The 18,032-nt window shown below is 72.8% G+C and carries 7 protein-coding genes; 2 read left to right on the top strand and 5 right to left on the bottom strand.

Features of this window, described 5'->3' with window-relative positions; all coding sequences use genetic code 11:
• Positions 1 to 331: 331 nt before the first annotated feature.
• The gene (locus CQZ88_RS05100; RefSeq protein WP_006936537.1) at positions 332 to 1,798 is read right to left on the bottom strand and encodes a CHAD domain-containing protein; all 1,467 of its coding nucleotides are present in this window, start codon (positions 1,796 to 1,798) and stop codon (positions 332 to 334) included.
• Positions 1,799 to 2,460: 662 nt separating this feature from the next.
• Here CQZ88_RS05100 and CQZ88_RS05095 point away from each other — a divergent pair.
• Entirely contained in the window at positions 2,461 to 3,300 is an 840-nt protein-coding gene (locus CQZ88_RS05095) for an alpha/beta fold hydrolase (protein WP_006936533.1), read from the top strand.
• Positions 3,301 to 3,383: 83 nt separating this feature from the next.
• On the opposite strand, the gene CQZ88_RS05090 is transcribed toward CQZ88_RS05095, so the two are convergent.
• The 4 genes from CQZ88_RS05090 to CQZ88_RS05075 all read right to left on the bottom strand — a co-directional run bounded on the left by CQZ88_RS05090 (position 3,384) and on the right by CQZ88_RS05075 (position 7,148).
• Positions 3,384 to 4,028, bottom strand: coding sequence for a hypothetical protein (locus CQZ88_RS05090; RefSeq protein ID WP_006936531.1), 645 nt, complete (start codon positions 4,026 to 4,028; stop codon positions 3,384 to 3,386).
• A 239-nt stretch (positions 4,029 to 4,267) separates the two neighbouring features.
• Complete coding sequence (locus tag CQZ88_RS05085; protein ID WP_081636968.1) at positions 4,268 to 4,723, bottom strand: universal stress protein; 456 nt, start codon at positions 4,721 to 4,723, stop codon at positions 4,268 to 4,270.
• Between the two features lie 304 nt (positions 4,724 to 5,027).
• Positions 5,028 to 5,528: a DUF427 domain-containing protein gene (locus CQZ88_RS05080; protein WP_102799333.1), complete on the bottom strand. Its 501-nt coding sequence runs from the start codon at positions 5,526 to 5,528 to the stop codon at positions 5,028 to 5,030.
• A gap of 237 nt (positions 5,529 to 5,765) precedes the next feature.
• Positions 5,766 to 7,148, bottom strand: a complete 1,383-nt coding sequence (locus tag CQZ88_RS05075; RefSeq protein WP_006936525.1) for an aldehyde dehydrogenase family protein — start codon at positions 7,146 to 7,148, stop codon at positions 5,766 to 5,768.
• A 515-nt stretch (positions 7,149 to 7,663) separates the two neighbouring features.
• On the opposite strand from CQZ88_RS05075, the gene CQZ88_RS05070 reads away from it, so the two are divergent.
• Positions 7,664 to 18,032: type I polyketide synthase (locus tag CQZ88_RS05070; protein WP_258008448.1), on the top strand; the 10,369-nt coding region annotated here is incomplete at its 3' end.

Raw genomic sequence — 18,032 nt, 5'->3', positions numbered from 1 at the left:
CGTTCCCCGACATTCGCCCACCTCCGGGGGACCTGGCGGCCCATGGCCGGCTACCGTCGCAGCCTGCTCGACGTCGAGCACCCGCCCTGTGCTCCGCCGGGGGTCGGACCCCCATCGCGGCATACGCCGCCATGCGGGTCCTGTGCGGCATCGCGGCAGTCGCCGCCATCGCCAGGTCGATCACGACCTTGCTCGGATCATGGATCGACCGACCCTCGCCGCGGTGGTGCAGTGACGGCTCCCGGGGATCGGCGCGGTGGTGCACACGGTGACCGAGGCCGGCAGCCTCGACGAGGCGCGCCGCCGCCTCGACCGGACCAGGGGGTGCCGCTCAGGTGGCCAGGTCGGCGGCGTGGCGACGGGCCCGCTCGGCCGCCTGCAGCTCGAGCCCGTACAGCAACCCGAAGGTGAACCCGTTCTCCCCGGGTGTGGTCCCGGCCCGGGCACCGAACTCGCGCAGCAGGTCGGTGGCGACGGCGCTGTCCCGATGTTCGCCGAGGACCTGCTGGATGTTCGTGTAGCGGGCGATCTTGCGCTTCGCGCGTGTGCGGCCCAGCAGCGGGGCAGCCAACTCGACGGCATAGCGGGCCCGCTCGGCGGCCTTGCGGGCCCGACTCGGCGCCGCCTCGTCCTCGTCGGCGGCGGCCCGCACCCGGCTCAGGGCCGTGCGTTCGGCGGTGCGCACCGCCTTCTCGATCACCCGCGCACCGTCCCCATGGTCGGTCAGCGGTGGCTGCGTGCGCCAGCGTGCCAGCGCGGCGAGCAGCATGCGATACCGGTCGGAGTCCAGGGCGCGCAGCACCTCGTCGAGGTGGCGGCGCTCGTCGGCGAGCAGATCGGTGTCGAGCCGGGACGCCACCGGGCCCATCACCACTTCCGGCGGCAGTGTCTCGAGCGCGGCGGCCAGCCGGGCGCGCTGCACCTGCCGATCCCGAACATGACCGAGCAGCCCGGAATACCAAGACAATTCGGAATCGAGCCAGGTGCGTTGCGCGGGTTCGAACAGGTCCTGCCACACCCGGAGGGTGCTGCGCAGCCGCCGGATACCGACCCGGGTGGGATGTATCGGGTCCAGACCGCGGCGCAGCCACACGTCCCCCGCGCCGATCGCCTCGATCTGGGCGTCGAGGTAGGCACCGAGCATCCGCCGCGCTGTGGGGGCCTTCCCGGTGGGGGTGTGGGGGCCCGGGGCCGGGTCGGTTGCGGCGAGGGCGTGCTCGAGCTCGCTGCGGTGCGGGGCCGGTGCGGCGCCGGCGCGGGCCAGGGCCGCGGTGACGGCGGTGCGGTGCTTCTTCGTCGCCGCCGTACCGAGGTCGAGGTCGAGCTGGTGCCACTGTTCGACGGTTGCCGCCCGGCCGATCACGGTGGCCTGGACCGTCTCGACGATGATCTGCGCGAGCAGCCGGTCCTTGCGGTCGTACCACTCGTGCCGGTGCTCGCCGATGCCGAGGGTGACCGAGCGTCGCAGCGGCCGCCCGCCCGTCAGGCCCGCCACCGCCGCGGTGAGTTCGTCGGGCACGAGGTCGCTGTCGGTGGAGGCGAGGTGCAGTTCGGTACCGAGCGTGCCGCCGGGAACGGCCAGTTCCCAGCCGGGCTCGTCGTCGGGGCCGGGATTTCGGTACCGGAGGATGCTGTCCCAGTGCCGCAGATCGCGGTCGTCGGTGTCGAGGTAGATGCTGTGGCGCTCGGGGCCGGGGTGCTCGACGTGCCGTGCCTTCGGCAGGATGTCCTGCCATCGCGGCAGGTCCCCCCGGGACGACGCGAGATACGTGGTGTGGGCGGGCGCGGACGAGGCCATGACTTCGAGTCTGTCGCATCCGGCCGGGCTTCGGCAGTGAACGCGCCGGGTTCCCGCCGCAGGATGGTCTTCGGCGGTGGGCCAATCGACGGTCGAGGATCTCCGGGAATACGTGCTACATCCGCTCGTCCGGTCACCGACTCGACCCCGGCGGCCGCGGCGACGCTGGCCGCCCTCGGCAGCACCGGGCTGGTGGACTGGCCGGTGCCGGCCGCCGTCGGGGACGGGGCACCGGCCGCGAAACGGCTGATCCCGTACCGGCCCACCACCCGAGTCCAGCCCGGTACCACCACCGCTGCTGCGCCGGCGCGGTCGTCGACGCAGCCGAAGAATGCGGCGACGGTCGCACCGAGGCCCCTGCCGACGCCGGCGACGGACCGGACGGCCCGGCCCGATCCGGCGCGGGTGCGGTTACCGAAGCGTAAACCCCGGGTCGAACGCGCGGTGCAGTATGTGCGCGGAAGCTCTTGGGCCGATCAGGCTTTCACGAATCTGACCGAGGCACAACTGCACGTGCTGAAGTGGTGTCGCGAGATCGCGGGCACACGGATCCACGGCGCCACTGCGGTTGCTGCGGCCCCCCTTGACACCGGCGGTGCTCGGAACCGATCCTCGACCTCATTCCGCGACGGTCCCCGTCACAGCTCGAAACGGAGCATGCCATGACAACGCCCCGAGTTCCGGACATGCGCCGGTCGTACCTGCGGGTGCGGGACGTCGACCTGTACTGCGAGGACACCGGCGGTGCGGGCGAGCCGATCCTGTTCCTGCACGGGTTCTTCTTCGACGGGCGAATGTACGAGGCGCAGATCGCGGCGCTGAGGGATCGATACCGTTGCCTCACCCTCGATTTCCGGGGACAGGGCCGCTCCGGGCACGCCCGGGGCGGCTACCAGCTCGAGCAACTGACCGCCGACGTGCTCACCGTGATCCGGCGGCTCGACCTCGCACCCGCGCATCTGGTGGGGCTGTCGATGGGCGGCTTCGTCGGGATGCGCATCGGAGCGCGGGAACCGGACCAGGTGCGCTCGCTGACCCTGCTCAACACCGGCGCAACCCCGCACCCGCCCGCGAAGTACCCGCTGCACCTGGCCCTGACGGCCGTGGCCCGGCTCCTCGGGCCGTCACCTGCCCTCGTGCTGCGCGGCATCGAGAAGGAACTCTACGGCGCACCGTTCCGCACCGACCCCACCCGGGAACCCGAGCGTCAGGCGTGGCGCAGGCGGTGGGCGCAGGCCGACCGGTCGTCACTGGCGAACACGATGCTCGGCATGATGGTCCGCCCCGACATCCGGGACGAGCTCCCCGCGGTGAGCGTGCCGACGCTGATCGTCGCGGGACAACTGGATGTCGAGATGCCGCCGCATCTCTCCCGCGAAATGCACGCGCTGATCCCGGGCTCGCGACTGGTGGAACTCGACGGGGTGGGCCACAGTTCGACGCTGGAAGACCCGGCCCGGGTCACCGGCATCCTGGAGCGTTTTCTCGCCGAGGTCGGCTGACCGAGGAGAACCCCCGGGGTGCGTGGCCGCCGGTCCGACAGGTCCGCCCCTCACCCGGGCGACATCGTCTCGACCTGCGCCTCCTAGATCGGACGGAACCCCGCCCCGGCGCCGCCCCGCGCATCGGCGTCACCGACGACGGCCGTCATGCTCGTGCCGACCTCCGGACCGAGGCAGGCAACGCTGAGATAGCCGTTCACCATGCCCACGAGCGTGGTTCCGACCACCACCGGACCTCCCGAGTCGCCGAGGTCGACGCACGTCTGCGTCCAGGTCTGCCCCGAACCGAACACATCGCCGTAGGCCACCCCGCAGGTATGCCCCGTGGTGCGGCCCTGCTTGCAGACGATGTCCGGGAACTGCGCCGGTCCCCCGATCCCCGTGATCGTCGTGTTTCCCACCCGATTCACGGGCGCCACCTTCGCCGGCTCGAACACGATCACCGCGTAGTCCAAGTCCGCATCGGTGTAGGCGATCGTGCCGACCACACCGGCGTCCGGATCGGCCTCCGAGGCGACCGTGGACCCGGCGTTTCCGCAGTGCCCCGCCGTGAATCCGACCAGCCGGCCCCCGGAATCGGGGCCGATCGTGGTGAGGGTGCAGTAGTTCCGGCCGTCCATGACGATACCGGAACCGCCGCCGAGGACGGCCGGATCGGCGGCCGCTGCAACACCGGTGCCGGCGAGCAGCGACGCGCCGACGGCGAGAACGAGGATGCCGAGTCTCATGGCGGGCCTCTCCCGAAGGTCGAGCGAACGAGTCGGACACGCGCAGGAACGGGAGGGTCGCGCGTACGATCCACCGCCCTCGGGCGCTGTTTCTCGATCATCCGCCGCACCGGGTGCTGTTCGCAGCGTTTTCCGGGACGAGAACACGCGGCGGGGACCGATCCGGGGAAGGGAACGACCGGACCGGCAGATCGGGGACAGCGGTGCGACGGGGGCGCGGGATCGTCGCCGCGATCGCCTCAGGGCGAGACGGGCGGAGGCGGGGTATCGCCATGGATGACCAGCACCGGGCAGTGTGCGTGCTCGGCGCATGCGGCGCTGACCGAACCGAGCAGCAGGCCGCTGAAGCCGCCGTGCCCCCGGCTTCCCACCACCAGGAACTGCGCGTCGCGGCTCTCGTCGAGCAGGACGCGCGCGGCTCCGCCGCGGCGAACCAGTTCCTGCACGGACACGCCGGGCTCGCTCCCGAGGACCCCGGTGACCGTCTCGTGCAGCATCCCGGACGTTTCCCGCTCCGGATCCCAATCGCTCGGCCAGCCTTCCGCGGCGGCCCAGGGAATCTCCCATGCCGCCACGGCGTCGACCTCGAACCCTGCCGAGCGGGCGACGAATCGTGCCCAGCGCAGTGCCCCCTTCGACGGCTCCGAACCGTCCACTCCGACCAAGACGCGGCCGGTCATTCCGTCATCGGTCACGACGACTCCTCTCCTGCCCGGCGCGGTCGGAACGGTCGGCGCCGGGATCCTCGACGCAGGCGGCGCCGAGGGACGGTCGTTCGCCGCCGCATCCGGGTGGTACGGCTTCGTGCGGGCCGGTGCGTGACCGCCCGGGTGAACTCTCGAAGCTCGTGCCGGAAGGAAAGCTGGACGCGACCACCGCGCAGCGGGAGTGCCCTGTACCGACGCGGTGCGTATCGACATCGGAAACGATGCCCATGGACCCAGTCTATGCTCGCGCTCGCCCGCAGGTGCGCATCGGCGTCGACGTACTGCGGAGCGGTTACCAGCCCGCCGATCCGGCGATTCCCTTGAACGGGCCGACGACCGAGCTGGTGATCCAGCCGCCGTAGAACCCGCCGGGTTGCGGGACGACCTCCTCGCCGTCGACGGTGCACCGGTCGACCTGGGCGGCCATCACCGCGACGGCCCCGGCGATCGCGCGGAAGGCGGGGGTGGGATCACGGTAGGTCCATGCCGCTTTCGGCGCGACCCGCGAGTCGGTCACCAGGTCGTAGTAGCCCGCCCTGCCCTTCCACTCGCACCACGACGAGCCCGGCGTCTCCCGAAGCACCCCTTCGGCGAAGGCGTCGGCGGGAAGGTAGTAGGTCGGCGGATGGCTGGTCTCCAGTACCCGCCAGGCGCGCGTGCTCGACGCGATGGTCCGGCCGCCCAGTTCCACGGTGATCGAGCCGGTGAAGGTCTCCACGCGGGGCGGGCGCGGGTAGTCCCACACCGACTCCTGCCCGGCGGCAGGGTCGACGGGTCTCGGACGGGTTGTCACGGCGACCTCCTCGTGGTCACCTCCCCAGGGTACGGGCACGACCGCGGGGCCGGGGCTGTCGGGACCGAGGGTGCTGGGTAACCGAGTTGCGGCCCCTGCGTCCGTGGGCGACGAGTCGGGACCGCAGCAATGCGCGGCTCGTCGGTTCCGAGTCGTCGAGGCCGTCCACGACGCTACCGGCCGATCCCTCCTCGGCCGTGCCGGTGCCCTCCACTCCCGACGGTGTCGGTGGACCGCTCAGAACAGGCGCCGCATGATCTTCAGCGCAGCTTGGGTGTAGGGCGGGTAGTTCATCGCCGGATCCGGGCGGAACGGCTTGACGAGCACCGCCTTGCGGTGACTGAGCGCCTCGAAACCGTAGCGCCCGTGGTACGCCCCCATTCCGCTGGCGCCCACGCCACCGAACGGCAGTTGTGGGGCGAGGACGTGCATGCCGACGTGGTTGACCACCACGCCACCCGCGCTGATTCGCTGCGTGATCTTCTTCTGGGTGTTCAGTGATTTGGAGAACACGTACGCTGCAAGGGGTTTGGGGCGGGCACCGATGAAGTCGAGGGCTGCGTCGACCGAGTCGACGGTGAGGATCGGCAGGATGGGCCCGAAGATCTCGTCCGTCATGACCGGGTCGTCGGGTGCCGGATCGACGATCGCGGTCGGTTCGACGGTGAGAGTGTCACGATCGCACCTGCCGCCGGTGACGATGCGTCCGGTTGTGGACTCCAGATACGCCTCGAGCCGATCGAAGTGACGGTGGTTGACCACCCGCATCCCCGGCTGCGGTTCCTCGCTGCGGAACAGGGCGATCGTGTCGACGATCTTGTCGACGAGCCCGTCGCGGACGGACCGCTCGACCAGTACGTAGTCGGGCGCGATGCAGCTCTGTCCGGAGTTGAGGAGTTTGATCCAGGCGATGCGCCGCGCGGTGACCTCGAGATCGGCGTCCTCGGCGACGATGACCGGAGACTTGCCACCGAGTTCGAGGATCACCGGCGTGAGCTGCGGGGCGGCGGCGGCCATGATCTTGCGGCCCACCTCGGTGCCGCCGGTGTACAGGGCGAGATCGAAACCCTGCGCGAGCAGGCTCTGGGTGAGCTCGGCATCGCCTTCGGCGACCACGACGGCCTCCGGGTCGAGGTACTGCGGAATCAGCCGGGCGAGCAGCGCGGACGTGGCGGGGGCCAGCTCCGACGGTTTGATCACGGCACAGTTTCCGGCGGCCACTGCCGCGACGAGCGGACCGAGCGTCAGATACACCGGGTAGTTCCACGGTGCGATGATCAGGACCACTCCCATCGGCTCGTACTGCACCCAGCCGAGTGCGGGAAACTGGTTGATCGACAAGGACTTCGGTCGAGGAAGCATCCATCGCCGGACCCGCTTGCGGGCGTAGGCGGCTTCGGCCCGGGTGGAAGCGACGTCGCCGAGCCAGGCTTCGACCGCGTTTCGGCCCAGGTCCTCCTGCAGGGCGGCCGCAATCTCGGCTTCGCGCTCGTCGGCGAGTTTCTCGATGCCGCGGAGCTGGCGGATGCGCCATCCGGCATCGCGCGTGCGTCCGGTCGCGTAGGCCTTCCGCAGTCGGGTCAGGAGTTCGGTCGATGTGTCGGTGGATGTGACGGTCATGTGGTCCTCCAGGCGGAAGTCGAGAGTGGATGTGCGGTCGGCCTGTCGCGGCGGAACGGCGAATGGGCGGACGGCGGCACGGGGGCCGGGGCGAGGTCGTCGACGACAGGGCCTCGGGCGCGGGTCGTGGGGATGCGCCGGCGCAAGCGGCACCCGGACGGTGGCCCGAGCCCGCGGCGGCGGGTGGCACCGAATCGGGCGGTGCCGCGCCGACGCGGTGCCCCGACATCCGGAGCGATGCCCATCGCCACAGTCTAGGACCCGCTGGTGCCTGCGGATACGTGTCGGCCGGGTTACGTGTTCAGTGCACGGCAGGAGCCCGACGGGCAACTCGATCGGAAGGCCTCGGAGGTCGCCGAGCGCTCCGGACGGTATTCGTCCGTGGCGTGCCCACAGTCGTCTCGCACGACGCACCGGTCACGATCGCACGAGCAGATCGCTGTGTCCGGGTGGGGGCGGCGGATACCATCGAGTTCTCGGCGCTGGCACGACGGCTCTCGGATTGGAGCTCGATTATGGCCGATGACGCGAAACTCCTCGACTATCTGAAACGGGTGACCGCAGAGCTCTATCAGGCCCGGGAGAAGCTTCGCGAGGTCGAGGGGGTGAGTCGCGAACCGATCGCCGTCGTCGGGATGGGGTGCCGGTTCCCCGGCGGCGTCCGCTCCCCACAGGATCTGTGGCACCTGGTGGAATCCGGTTCGGAGACCGTCTCCGGGTTCCCCACGGACCGGGGTTGGGAAGCGGCGGATCTCTACGATCCGACGGGCCGGCAGGCCGGCAGGACGTACACGGTGCAAGGTAGCTTTCTCGACGATGCAGCGGGTTTCGACCCGGAGGTCTTCGGAATCTCGCCTCGCGAAGCACTGGCGATGGACCCGCAGCAGCGACTCCTGCTCGAGACGAGCTGGGAGACCTTCGAGCACGCCGGCATCGATCCGCGGTCCGTGCACGGCAGGCAGATCGGCGTCTTCACCGGTCTGTCCGGAATCGACTACTCGGCACGGGCGGGCGGCGCCCCGCCCGAGGAACTCGCGGGCTACTTCATCACCGGCACCGCCATGAGTGTCGCCTCCGGCCGTGTCGCATACAGCTTCGGACTGAACGGACCCGCGATCACCGTCGACACGGCATGCTCGTCGTCCCTGGTGTCCGTCCACCTCGCCATGCAGGCACTGCGCAACGGCGAGTGCGAACTCGCCCTGGCCGGCGGGGCGACCGTCATGTCGACGCCCGCGGTGTTCGTCGAGTTCAGCCGGCAGCGTGGACTGGCCCACGACGGGCGCTGCAAGGCGTTCTCCGCCGCGGCCGACGGTACGGCGTGGGGCGAAGGCGCCGCGATCCTCGCGCTGGAACGCCTGTCCGACGCCGAGCGCAACGACCGCCGGATCCTCGCCGTCGTCCGCGGTAGCGCGGTGAACCAGGACGGCGCCAGCAACGGCCTGACCGCCCCGAACAAGCAGGCCCAGGAACGGGTGATCCGGCAGGCCCTGACCGACGCCGGACTCGGCCCGGCCGACGTCGACGCGGTCGAAGCCCACGGCACCGGCACCACGCTGGGCGATCCCATCGAGGCGTCCGCCCTGCTGGCCGGCTATGGCCGCGATCGGCCCCCCGACCGGCCGTTGTGGCTCGGCTCGGTGAAGTCGAACCTCGGGCACACCCAGGCAGCCGCCGGAGTGGCCGGAGTGATCAAGATGATCATGGCGATGCGGCACGGTGTGCTGCCGAGAACGCTGCACGTCGACCGCCCCACCCCCCACGTCGACTGGTCCGCCGGATCGGTGTCCCTGCTCACCGAGAACCGGGAATGGCCGGCGACCGACCGGCCCCGCCGGGCGGCGGTCTCCTCGTTCGGCATCAGCGGCACGAACGCCCACGTCGTGCTGGAGCGGCCGGCCCCACCGCCGGACGCTGCGCCCACCGACGGGATCGACGGATCGGACGACGTCGTGGCCTGGTTCGTGTCGGGCCACACCGAACCGGCGCTGCGCGCGCAGGCCCACAGGCTGCGGGACTACGTCGCCGACCACCCCGAGCTGACACCCGCCCAGGTGGCCGGCCCGCTGCTGACCTCCCGCGCGACCTTCGACCACCGTGCCGCCGTGCTCGGTACCGACCGGACGGCCCTGCTGTCCGGTCTCGACGCGCTCGGCCGAGGCGCCCCCGACCCCGGTGTGATCACCGGCGTGGCGGTCGAGGCGGGCGACCGGCCGGTGTTCGTCTTTCCCGGGCAGGGCGCGCAATGGGTGGGCATGGCCACCGAACTGCTGGAGTCCTCCCCGGTGTTCGCCGACAGCCTGCGCGAGTGCGCCGACGCCCTGGCCCCGCACACCGGGTTCGCGCTGCTCGACGTGCTCCGCGACCGCGATCCGGCGGCCCTGGACCGGGCCGACGTCGTGCAACCCGCGCTGTTCGCGGTGATGGTCGGTCTTGCGCGGCTGTGGCACGCACACGGCGTCGAACCGGCGGCCGTGGTCGGGCACTCGCAGGGCGAGATCGCCGCCGCCCACGTCGCCGGCGCGCTGACCCTGCCCGACGCGGCGCTCGTCGTCGCGGCCCGCAGCCGGGTGATCACGGAATCGGCCCGGCGCGGCGGTGGCATGGCGTCGGTGGGTCTGCCGGCGGACGCGGTGCGGCAGCAGATCGAACCCTGGGCCGGGACCGTCGAGGTGGCGGCGATCAACGGTCCGGCCGCCACGGTCGTGTCCGGCCCCGGCGACGCCCTCGAGGTACTGGTCGCGCGGTGGCAGGCCGACGGTGTCCAGGCCCGGCGCATCACCGTCGACTACGCCTCCCACTGCGCGGACGTCTCGGTGCTGCGCAGGCCCATTCTCGACGCTCTCGCCCCGATCACCCCGCAGCGTTCGCGGATCCCGTTCTACTCGACGGTGAGCGGGGACATGATGGACGGCACCGCACTCGACGCCGACTACTGGTACCGGAACCTGCGCCGGCCGGTGCGCTTCGAGGACGCGACGAGATCTCTGGCCCGCGATGGGTATCGGCTGTTCGTCGAGTCGGGGAGCCATCCGGTCCTGACCGTGCCGCTGCAGGAGACCCTGGACGCGGCCGGCATCGCGGGTCGCGCCCTCGGCACCCTCCGGCGCGACCGGGCAGGCCTACGCCAGTTCACCACCGCCCTCGCCGAGGCACACGTGTCCGGGGCGCACATCGAGTGGGACCGGGTCGGGTGGGCTCGCCGCGCCGGTCACCGGCCGTGGGTGGACCTGCCCACGTATGCCTTCCAGCATCGCCGCTACTGGCTCGACGGGGGCGCGCCGCAACGTGATGCCGCCGCAGCCGGCATGGATGCCGGGGACCACCCGATGCTCGCCGCCTCGGTCGAACTCGGCGACGGTCAGGGCGCGGTGTTCACGGGCGTGCTGTCGCCGCACCGACTGCCGTGGCTGAACGAGCACGCTGTGGACGGCACCGTGGTGCTGCCCGGCACGGCGTTCGTCGAACTCGCCTTGCACGCCGGGCATCGCGCCGGCTGCAGCCGCCTCGCGGAACTCACCCTCGAGACGCCCGCGCCGGTTCCCACCGGTGGGGAGCTCGCGGTGCAGGTCGCCGTCCTCACCGCCGACGACGCCGGGCACCGCACGGTGTCGGTGCACTCCCGCCCGGCGGACGCCCCGGCGCGGACACCGTGGACCCGGCACGCCGTCGGCGCACTCACGGGCGCGGTGCACACCGCGCAGGTTCCGATCCGGCAGTGGCCCCCGGCCGATGCGACGCCGATCGACGTGAGCGGTCTGTACGACGCGCTCGACGAGACCGGATACGGGTACGGGACGGTCTTCCGGGGCCTGCGCGCGGCGTGGCGCCGCGGTGACGACCTGTACGGAGAGGTGCGCCTGGGGGGAGAGGACCCCGCCGCGGCGGTCGCCGGGTACGGGATCCATCCGGCGGTGTTCGACGCGGCGCTGCACCTGATCGCGTTCGCCGCCGCCGAGGCCGGCGCCCGCGACCTGCGACTGCCGTTCGCATGGGACGACGTGCAACTGCACGCCGTGGGTGCCACCGCCCTGCGCGTACACATCGCCCCGGCCGGACCCGAACGGTACCGGGTGGCCGCGTACGACACCGCCGGCAAGCCCGTGCTGACCGCGCGCTCGCTGGCGCTGCGGCCGTTCGCAGGTCCGCGGGCGCCGGCCGCCACGACCGGCACCGGCCTCTACCGCGTGGAATGGATCCCGGTCGAGGCCGGCGCGGCCCCGACGGCGGACCTCGCCGCGCTCGGGGAGGCACTCACCGGCGGCGATCCCGCCGGCCGCACCCTGCTGCTGGCCGGGGAACCGGACGACGAATCCGACGTGCCGACGCGCGCGCACGCCGCCGCGGAGGCGGCGTTGCGGGCGGTACAGGCCTGGCTCGCCGACGAGCGGCTCGCCGAGACCCGACTGCTGGTGACGACGCGCCGCGCCGTGGCGGTCACCGACGACGAACCGATCGACGTCGGCGCCGCGCCCGTGTGGGGGCTGATCGGTGCCGTGCAGAACGAACACCCGGACCGGATCACCCTGGTGGACCTGGACCGGCCGCCCGGTGACCTGCCCGATCCCACCGTGCTGTCCGTGGCCCTGGCCTGCGACGAACCACAACTGGCGGTCCGCGCCGGGACACTCCTCGCGCCCGTGCTCGCGGCGGTGCCGACCGCCACCGACGCAGCCGCGGATCCGGTGCCGTTCGGCCCCGACGGCACCGTCGTCGTCACCGGCGGCACCGGAACCATCGGCCGGCTCGTCGCCCGTCACCTCGTGCGGCGGTACGGGGTGCGCCGGCTCGTGCTGACCGGCCGACACGCGGTCCGCGCCGAGCGGGCGACGGACCTGCGCGCCGAGTTCGCCGAGGCGGGCGCCGAGATCCGCGCCGTGACCTGCGACGTGGCCGATCGAGCCGCGGTGGCGGCCCTGCTCGACGCCGTCCCCGACCTGTCGGGTGTCGTCCACGCCGCCGGGGTGCTCGACGACGCCACCGCCGCCACCTTGACTCCGGACCAGTTGCACGCCGTCCTGCGCCCCAAGGTGGACGGTGCGTGGCATCTGCACGAGCTCACCCGCGATCGCGGTCTCGCGGCGTTCGTGCTGTTCTCCTCCGCGGCGGGTGTGCTCGGCGGCGCCGGCCAGGCGAACTACGCGGCGGCCAACGTCTTCCTCGACGCGCTCGCGCAGCACCGCCGCGCCGAGGGACTGCCGGGACTGTCCCTGGCCTGGGGACTGTGGGACCGCCCCAGCGGGATGACCTCCCATCTGAATGCGGCCGATCTGGATCGGCTCCAGCGCACCGGCATAGACACCCTCACCCCCGAAGCGGGGCTGGCCCTGTTCGATGCGGCGCTCGCCGCGAACCGTCCGTTGACGGTGCCGATACGGCTCTCGGCGCCCGCCCGCCGCTCCGACGGCGAGGCCCTCCCCCCGATCCTGCGCCGAGTGCTCGGCACGTCCCGTCGGCGCGCCGCGGCCGCCCCGTCGGCCCCCGGCCTCGCCGACGAACTGCGGGCGCTCGACCCCGCCGAGCGGCACGCCCGGGTCCTCGAAATCGTCACCACGCACGTCGCGGCCGTACTCGGCCACGACGGGAAGGAGGCCATCGATCCGGATCGGGCCTTCAAGCAACTCGGCTTCGACTCGCTCACCGCGGTGCAGCTACGCAACCAGCTGACGACGGCCACCGGGGTGCGGCTGGCCGCGACGGTGGTGTTCGACCACCCCACCGCGGACGCGCTCGCCCGCGAGATCGCGGCACGGCTGCTCGGCCCCGAGGACGCCCCGCAACCGACCCGCACGGCGCGCCGGCGCCACGACGACGACCCGATCGCGATCGTGGGGATGGCCTGCCGATACCCCGGCCAGGTCTCCTGCCCGGACGAGCTGTGGCGCCTCGTCCGCGACGGCCGCGACGCGGTGGGCGCGTACCCCGACAACCGCGGCTGGAACCTCGACGAGGTGTACCACCCGGATCCCGAGCGCAGCGGCACGACCTACATGCGGGCCGGCGGATTCCTCTACGACGCCGACCGGTTCGACGCCGCGTTCTTCGGGATCAGCCCCCGCGAGGCCGTCGCGATGGATCCGCAGCACCGACTGCTGCTCGAAAGCGCCTGGGAAGCACTGGAATACGCGGGAATCCCGCCGAACTCGCCCGGGCTCACCGACACCGGCGTCTACGTCGGAATGATGGGCGGCGACTACGGATTCCACCTCATGACCCGGCGGAGCACCGACGCCGAGGGCTACCTCATGACGGGCACCAGCAACAGCGTGGCCTCCGGGCGGATCGCCTACTCGCTCGGCTTCACCGGTCCCGCGGTCACCGTCGACACGGCGTGTTCGTCGTCCTTGGTGGCGCTGCACCTGGCGGCGCGGGCCCTGCGCGACGGCGAATGCACCCTCGCGCTGGCCGGTGGGGCGACGGTGATGGCGACCCCCGGCGTGCTGATCGAATTCAGCCGCCAGCGCGGACTCGCCCCGGACGGGCGGTGCAAACCGTTCTCCGATCGAGCGGACGGCACCGGGCTCAGCGAGGGCGCGGGCATGGTCGTGCTCGAGCGGCTGAGCGACGCCCAGCGCCACGGCCACCGGGTGCTGGCACTGATCCGCGGCTCCGCGGTCAATCAGGACGGCGCTTCGAATGGCCTGACCGCCCCGAACGGTCCGTCGCAGGAACGGGTGATCCGGCAGGCGCTGGCCGACGCTGCCCTCGACCCCGCCGACATCGACGCGGTGGAGGCCCACGGCACCGGCACGACACTCGGCGACCCGATCGAAGCCCAGGCGTTGCTGGCCACCTACGGGCAGCAACGCGACGGCCGGCCGCTGTGGCTGGGGTCGGTCAAGTCGAACATCGGCCACTCCCAGGCGGCGGCCGGGGTGGCCGGCGTGATCAAGATGGTGATGGCGATGCGACACGGTGTGCTGCCGCCGAGCCTGCACAGCGACGCCCCGACCCGGCACGTCGACTGGACCTCCGGCGAGGTCGCGCTGCTCGCCGACGCGGTGGCATGGCCGCAGACCGGGCGCCCCCGCCGCGCCGGCGTCTCCTCGTTCGGCATCAGCGGCACCAACGCCCACATGATCCTCGAGCAGCCGCCCGACGTCGCCGCACCGGCGGCCCCGCCGCGGTCGGCGTCGCCCCTGGTGTGGGTGCTCTCCGCCAAGACCGACGAGGCGCTGCGCGCGCAGGCCGCCCGGCTGACGGACGTCCTCGACAGGGACGCCCTCGACACGGGGGCCCCGCCGGATCCGGCCGATCTCGCCTACTCGCTGGCCACCACCCGGTCCGGCTTCACGCACCGCGCCGCCGTGACCGGCGAGACGCTCGCCGACCTACGCGACGGCCTGGCCCGCCTCGCCGAGGGACGCGCAGGCGGCAACGCCGTCGCCGGGACGAGCGCCCGCGGGAGGACGGCATTCATGTTCACCGGCCAGGGCGCGCAGCGGATCGGAATGGGCCGCGGCCTCTACGACACCTACCCGGTGTTCGCCCGGGCCCTGGACGAGACCTGCGCCGCCCTCGACGAGCACGTCGACACCCCGATACGGCAGGTGATCTGGGGCGACGCGGACGAAGCCGCCGCGAGACTCGACCGCACCGAGTACACCCAGCCGGCCCTGTTCGCCGTCGAGGTCGCCCTCTACCGACTACTGCGGGAATGGGGCCTCACCCCCGACTACCTGATCGGACATTCGATCGGAGAACTCACCGCGGCCCACGTCGCGGGCGTGTTCAGCCTGCCCGACGCCGCCGCCCTGGTGGCCGCGCGCGGACGGCTGATGCAGGCCACCGCCCCCGGGGCGATGATCGCCGTCCGGGCCCACCCGGAGGACGTCCGGTCGCGGATCGACGGCCGAGTCGACCTTGCCGCGGTGAACGGCGCCGAATCCGTGGTGCTCGCGGGAGCTGCAGCCGACGTGCACGCCGTCGCCGCCGAACTGTCCACCGCGGGAATCGCGGTCACCACGCTGCAGGTCGAACGCGCGTTCCATTCGGCGCTGATGGACCCCGTCCTCGACGAGTTCACCACCGTCGTGTCGCGGCCGGCGGCGCAGCCGCCGACGATCCCCGTCGTCTCCACTCTCACCGGGCGCGTCGCCACGGCCGAGGAACTGACGTCGCCGCAGTACTGGCGCCGGCACATCCGCCGAGCCGTGCGCTTCCACGACGGCATGCGCACCCTCGCCGAACTCGGCGTCTCCCGCTGCGTCGAGATCGGACCCGGCGCGGCCCTGGCCGCTCACGCCGCCGAGGTCGTCCCGCACCCGATCGCCACGTTGCCCGGGCGCGGGGACGACGCACGGGGCTTCGTCGAGGCGGTCGCCGCTGCGTCCGTGCAGGGCCTGGCGATCGACTGGGATCGGGTACTGCCCGGCCGCCGCCGGGTGGACCTGCCCACGTACGCCTTCCGGCGTCGCTCCTTCTGGCCGTCGGCGCCCGCACGCACCAGCGGTGATCCGACGGAGTTGGGGTTGAGCCCGGCGGACCATCCGCTGCTCGGCGCGGCCATGACCCTCGACGACGACACCACCGTGTTCACCGGAGCGCTGTCCCGGCACCGGGATTCGTCGCTCGCGGCGCCGCAGCCCGGCGATCCGCCGACCGACGCTCCGCAGACCCTGGTACCGGCCGTCCTGGTCGAGCTGACCCTGCACGCCGCCCACCACGTCGGGTGCGACCGCATCGCCGCTCTCACGCTGCACCACGCGCTGGGGCTGCCGGCCGCGGGGTCGCTGCCGATCCGGGTGCTCGTGTCACCGGCCGGTGAGGACGGCGCGCGCACCGTCACCGTCTCGTCGAACATGGGACCGGCCGACGGCCCCTGGGTGCGGAACGCGTCGGCGACCGTCGACGACGGGCTCGCCGCGCAGCCGGACCGGCTCCCGGGCGACACCACGACCGAGGTGCGCCTCGACGACGGCGTCGACCCGAGCGGCTTCGGGATCCATCCGCAACTGCTGCAGGCGGCGCTCGACTCCGTCTTCGGGCCGGACGACTGGCCGCTGACCTGGTCGGGAACCCGGCTGCACCGCACCGGTGCGCAGGCGGTGTCGGTGCGGTGCGCGACGGGCGAGGACGGGCGGTACCGCGTCGACGCCACCGATGCCGACGGCGCGCCGGTGCTGACCGTCGAGGCGCTGCACGTGGTGCCCCGGACGGGCGACGGGGCCGGCGCGGGCCCGTCCGGCGCGCGGCGACTGCACCGCCTGGCATGGACCCGAATCGACGACCTCCCGTCCGAGCCGCCGCCCGGCCCGATGGTGGTACTCGGCGCCGCGGATCTGGAATCGAGCTTGTCGCGCTGTCCCGACGCGGCGGCGCTGCGCACCGCGAGGGCAGCCACGCCCGACGACGGGCGGCCCTGGACGGTGCTGGTGGGGTGCGGCACCGACGGCGACCCGGGCCCGGAGGCGACCCACCACCTGTGCGCCCGGACGCTGCGACTGCTGCAGGACTGGCTCGACGACGCCGAGTTCGCCGACAGTGTGCTGGTGGTCGTCACCCGCAACGCGACGGCCACCGGCGAGGAGGGCGAAGGGGTCGACATCGACCTCGCGGCCGCCGCCGTGTGGGGTCTGGTGGGCTCCGCGCAGAACGAGAACCCCGGGCGGTTCGTGCTGCTCGACCTCGACCGGGAGACGGACGTCGACACGGCGATCACGTCGGCCCTGGCCAGCGGGGAACCGCAGGTCGCGGTCCGGGGCCGGGCCGTGCTCGTGCCCCGCCTGCGGCGCATACCGGCCGTGCAGCGATCCGGTCCGCTGTTCGACCCCCGCGGCACCGTGCTCGTCACCGGCGGCACCGGCACCGTGGGAGGGTCGGTGGCGCGCCATCTCGTCAGCACGCACGGGGCGCGGCATCTGGTGCTGACCAGCCGACGCGGACCCGACGCCGACGGAAGCGACCGGCTACGCCGCGAACTGCGCGATGCGGGCGCCGAGGTGCGCATCGTCGCCTGCGACACCGCCGACGCGGCGGCACTGGCCGGTCTGCTGGCCCGGATCCCCGCCGAGCACCCCCTGACCGCGGTGATCCACGCGGCCGGAGTCCTCGACGACGCCACCCTCACCTCGCTCACCCCCGACCGGCTCGACGCGGTGCTGCGGCCGAAAGTCGACGCGGCCTGGCACCTGCACCGGCTGACCGCCGGGGTCCACGCCTTCGTGCTGTTCTCGTCGCTCGCCGGTGTGCTCGGCGCGCCCGGGCAGGGCAACTACGCAGCGGCGAACCGGTTCCTCGACGCCCTCGCCCAGCATCGGCGAGCCCACGGCCGGCCCGCGGTCTCGATCGCGTGGGGCATGTGGGCACCGCCGAGCGCCATGACCGGCAGGCTCGGCGCGGTGGATCTCGCCCGGGCCCGCCGTAGCGGCCTGGTTCCGATGAGCGAGGCCGACGGCCTGGACCTGTTCGACAGCGCCCTGGCGTCCGACCTCTCCGCCGTGGTGGGGGCTCGGTTCGAGCACCCCGGTGCGGCCGCGACGTCCGTTCCCGCTCCGCTGCGGGGACTGGTGCGGCAAGCGCGGCCGCGCGCGGCCGGCTCGGGGTCGGCGTTGTCCGGACCGAACGGATCAGGGCCGTTGGAGTGGGCGCAGCGGCTCACGGACCGGTCGGTGCCCGAACAGCGGCACCTCGTGCTGGAGCTGGTGCGAGCCGGAGCTGCCGCAGTCCTCGGCCACGACGCGTCGGACTCGGTCGATCCCGACCAGGCGTTCAAGGAACTCGGCTTCGACTCGCTCGCGGCGGTGGCCTTGCGCAACCATCTCGGTGCCGCGACCGGTCTGCGGTTACCGCCGACGGTGGTGTTCGATCACCCCAGTCCCCGGGCCGTCGCCGAGTTCCTGCGCGCGGAGCTGGTCCCGGACCCGGTGTCGGTGGCCGTCGCCG

Source organism: Rhodococcus sp. ENV425, from assembly GCF_002887785.1.
Taxonomy (GTDB): Bacteria; Actinomycetota; Actinomycetes; order Mycobacteriales; family Mycobacteriaceae; genus Rhodococcus; species Rhodococcus aetherivorans.
The sequence above is the reverse complement of the archived record's forward strand: the minus strand, read 5'-3'. Positions and strand labels throughout refer to the sequence as shown.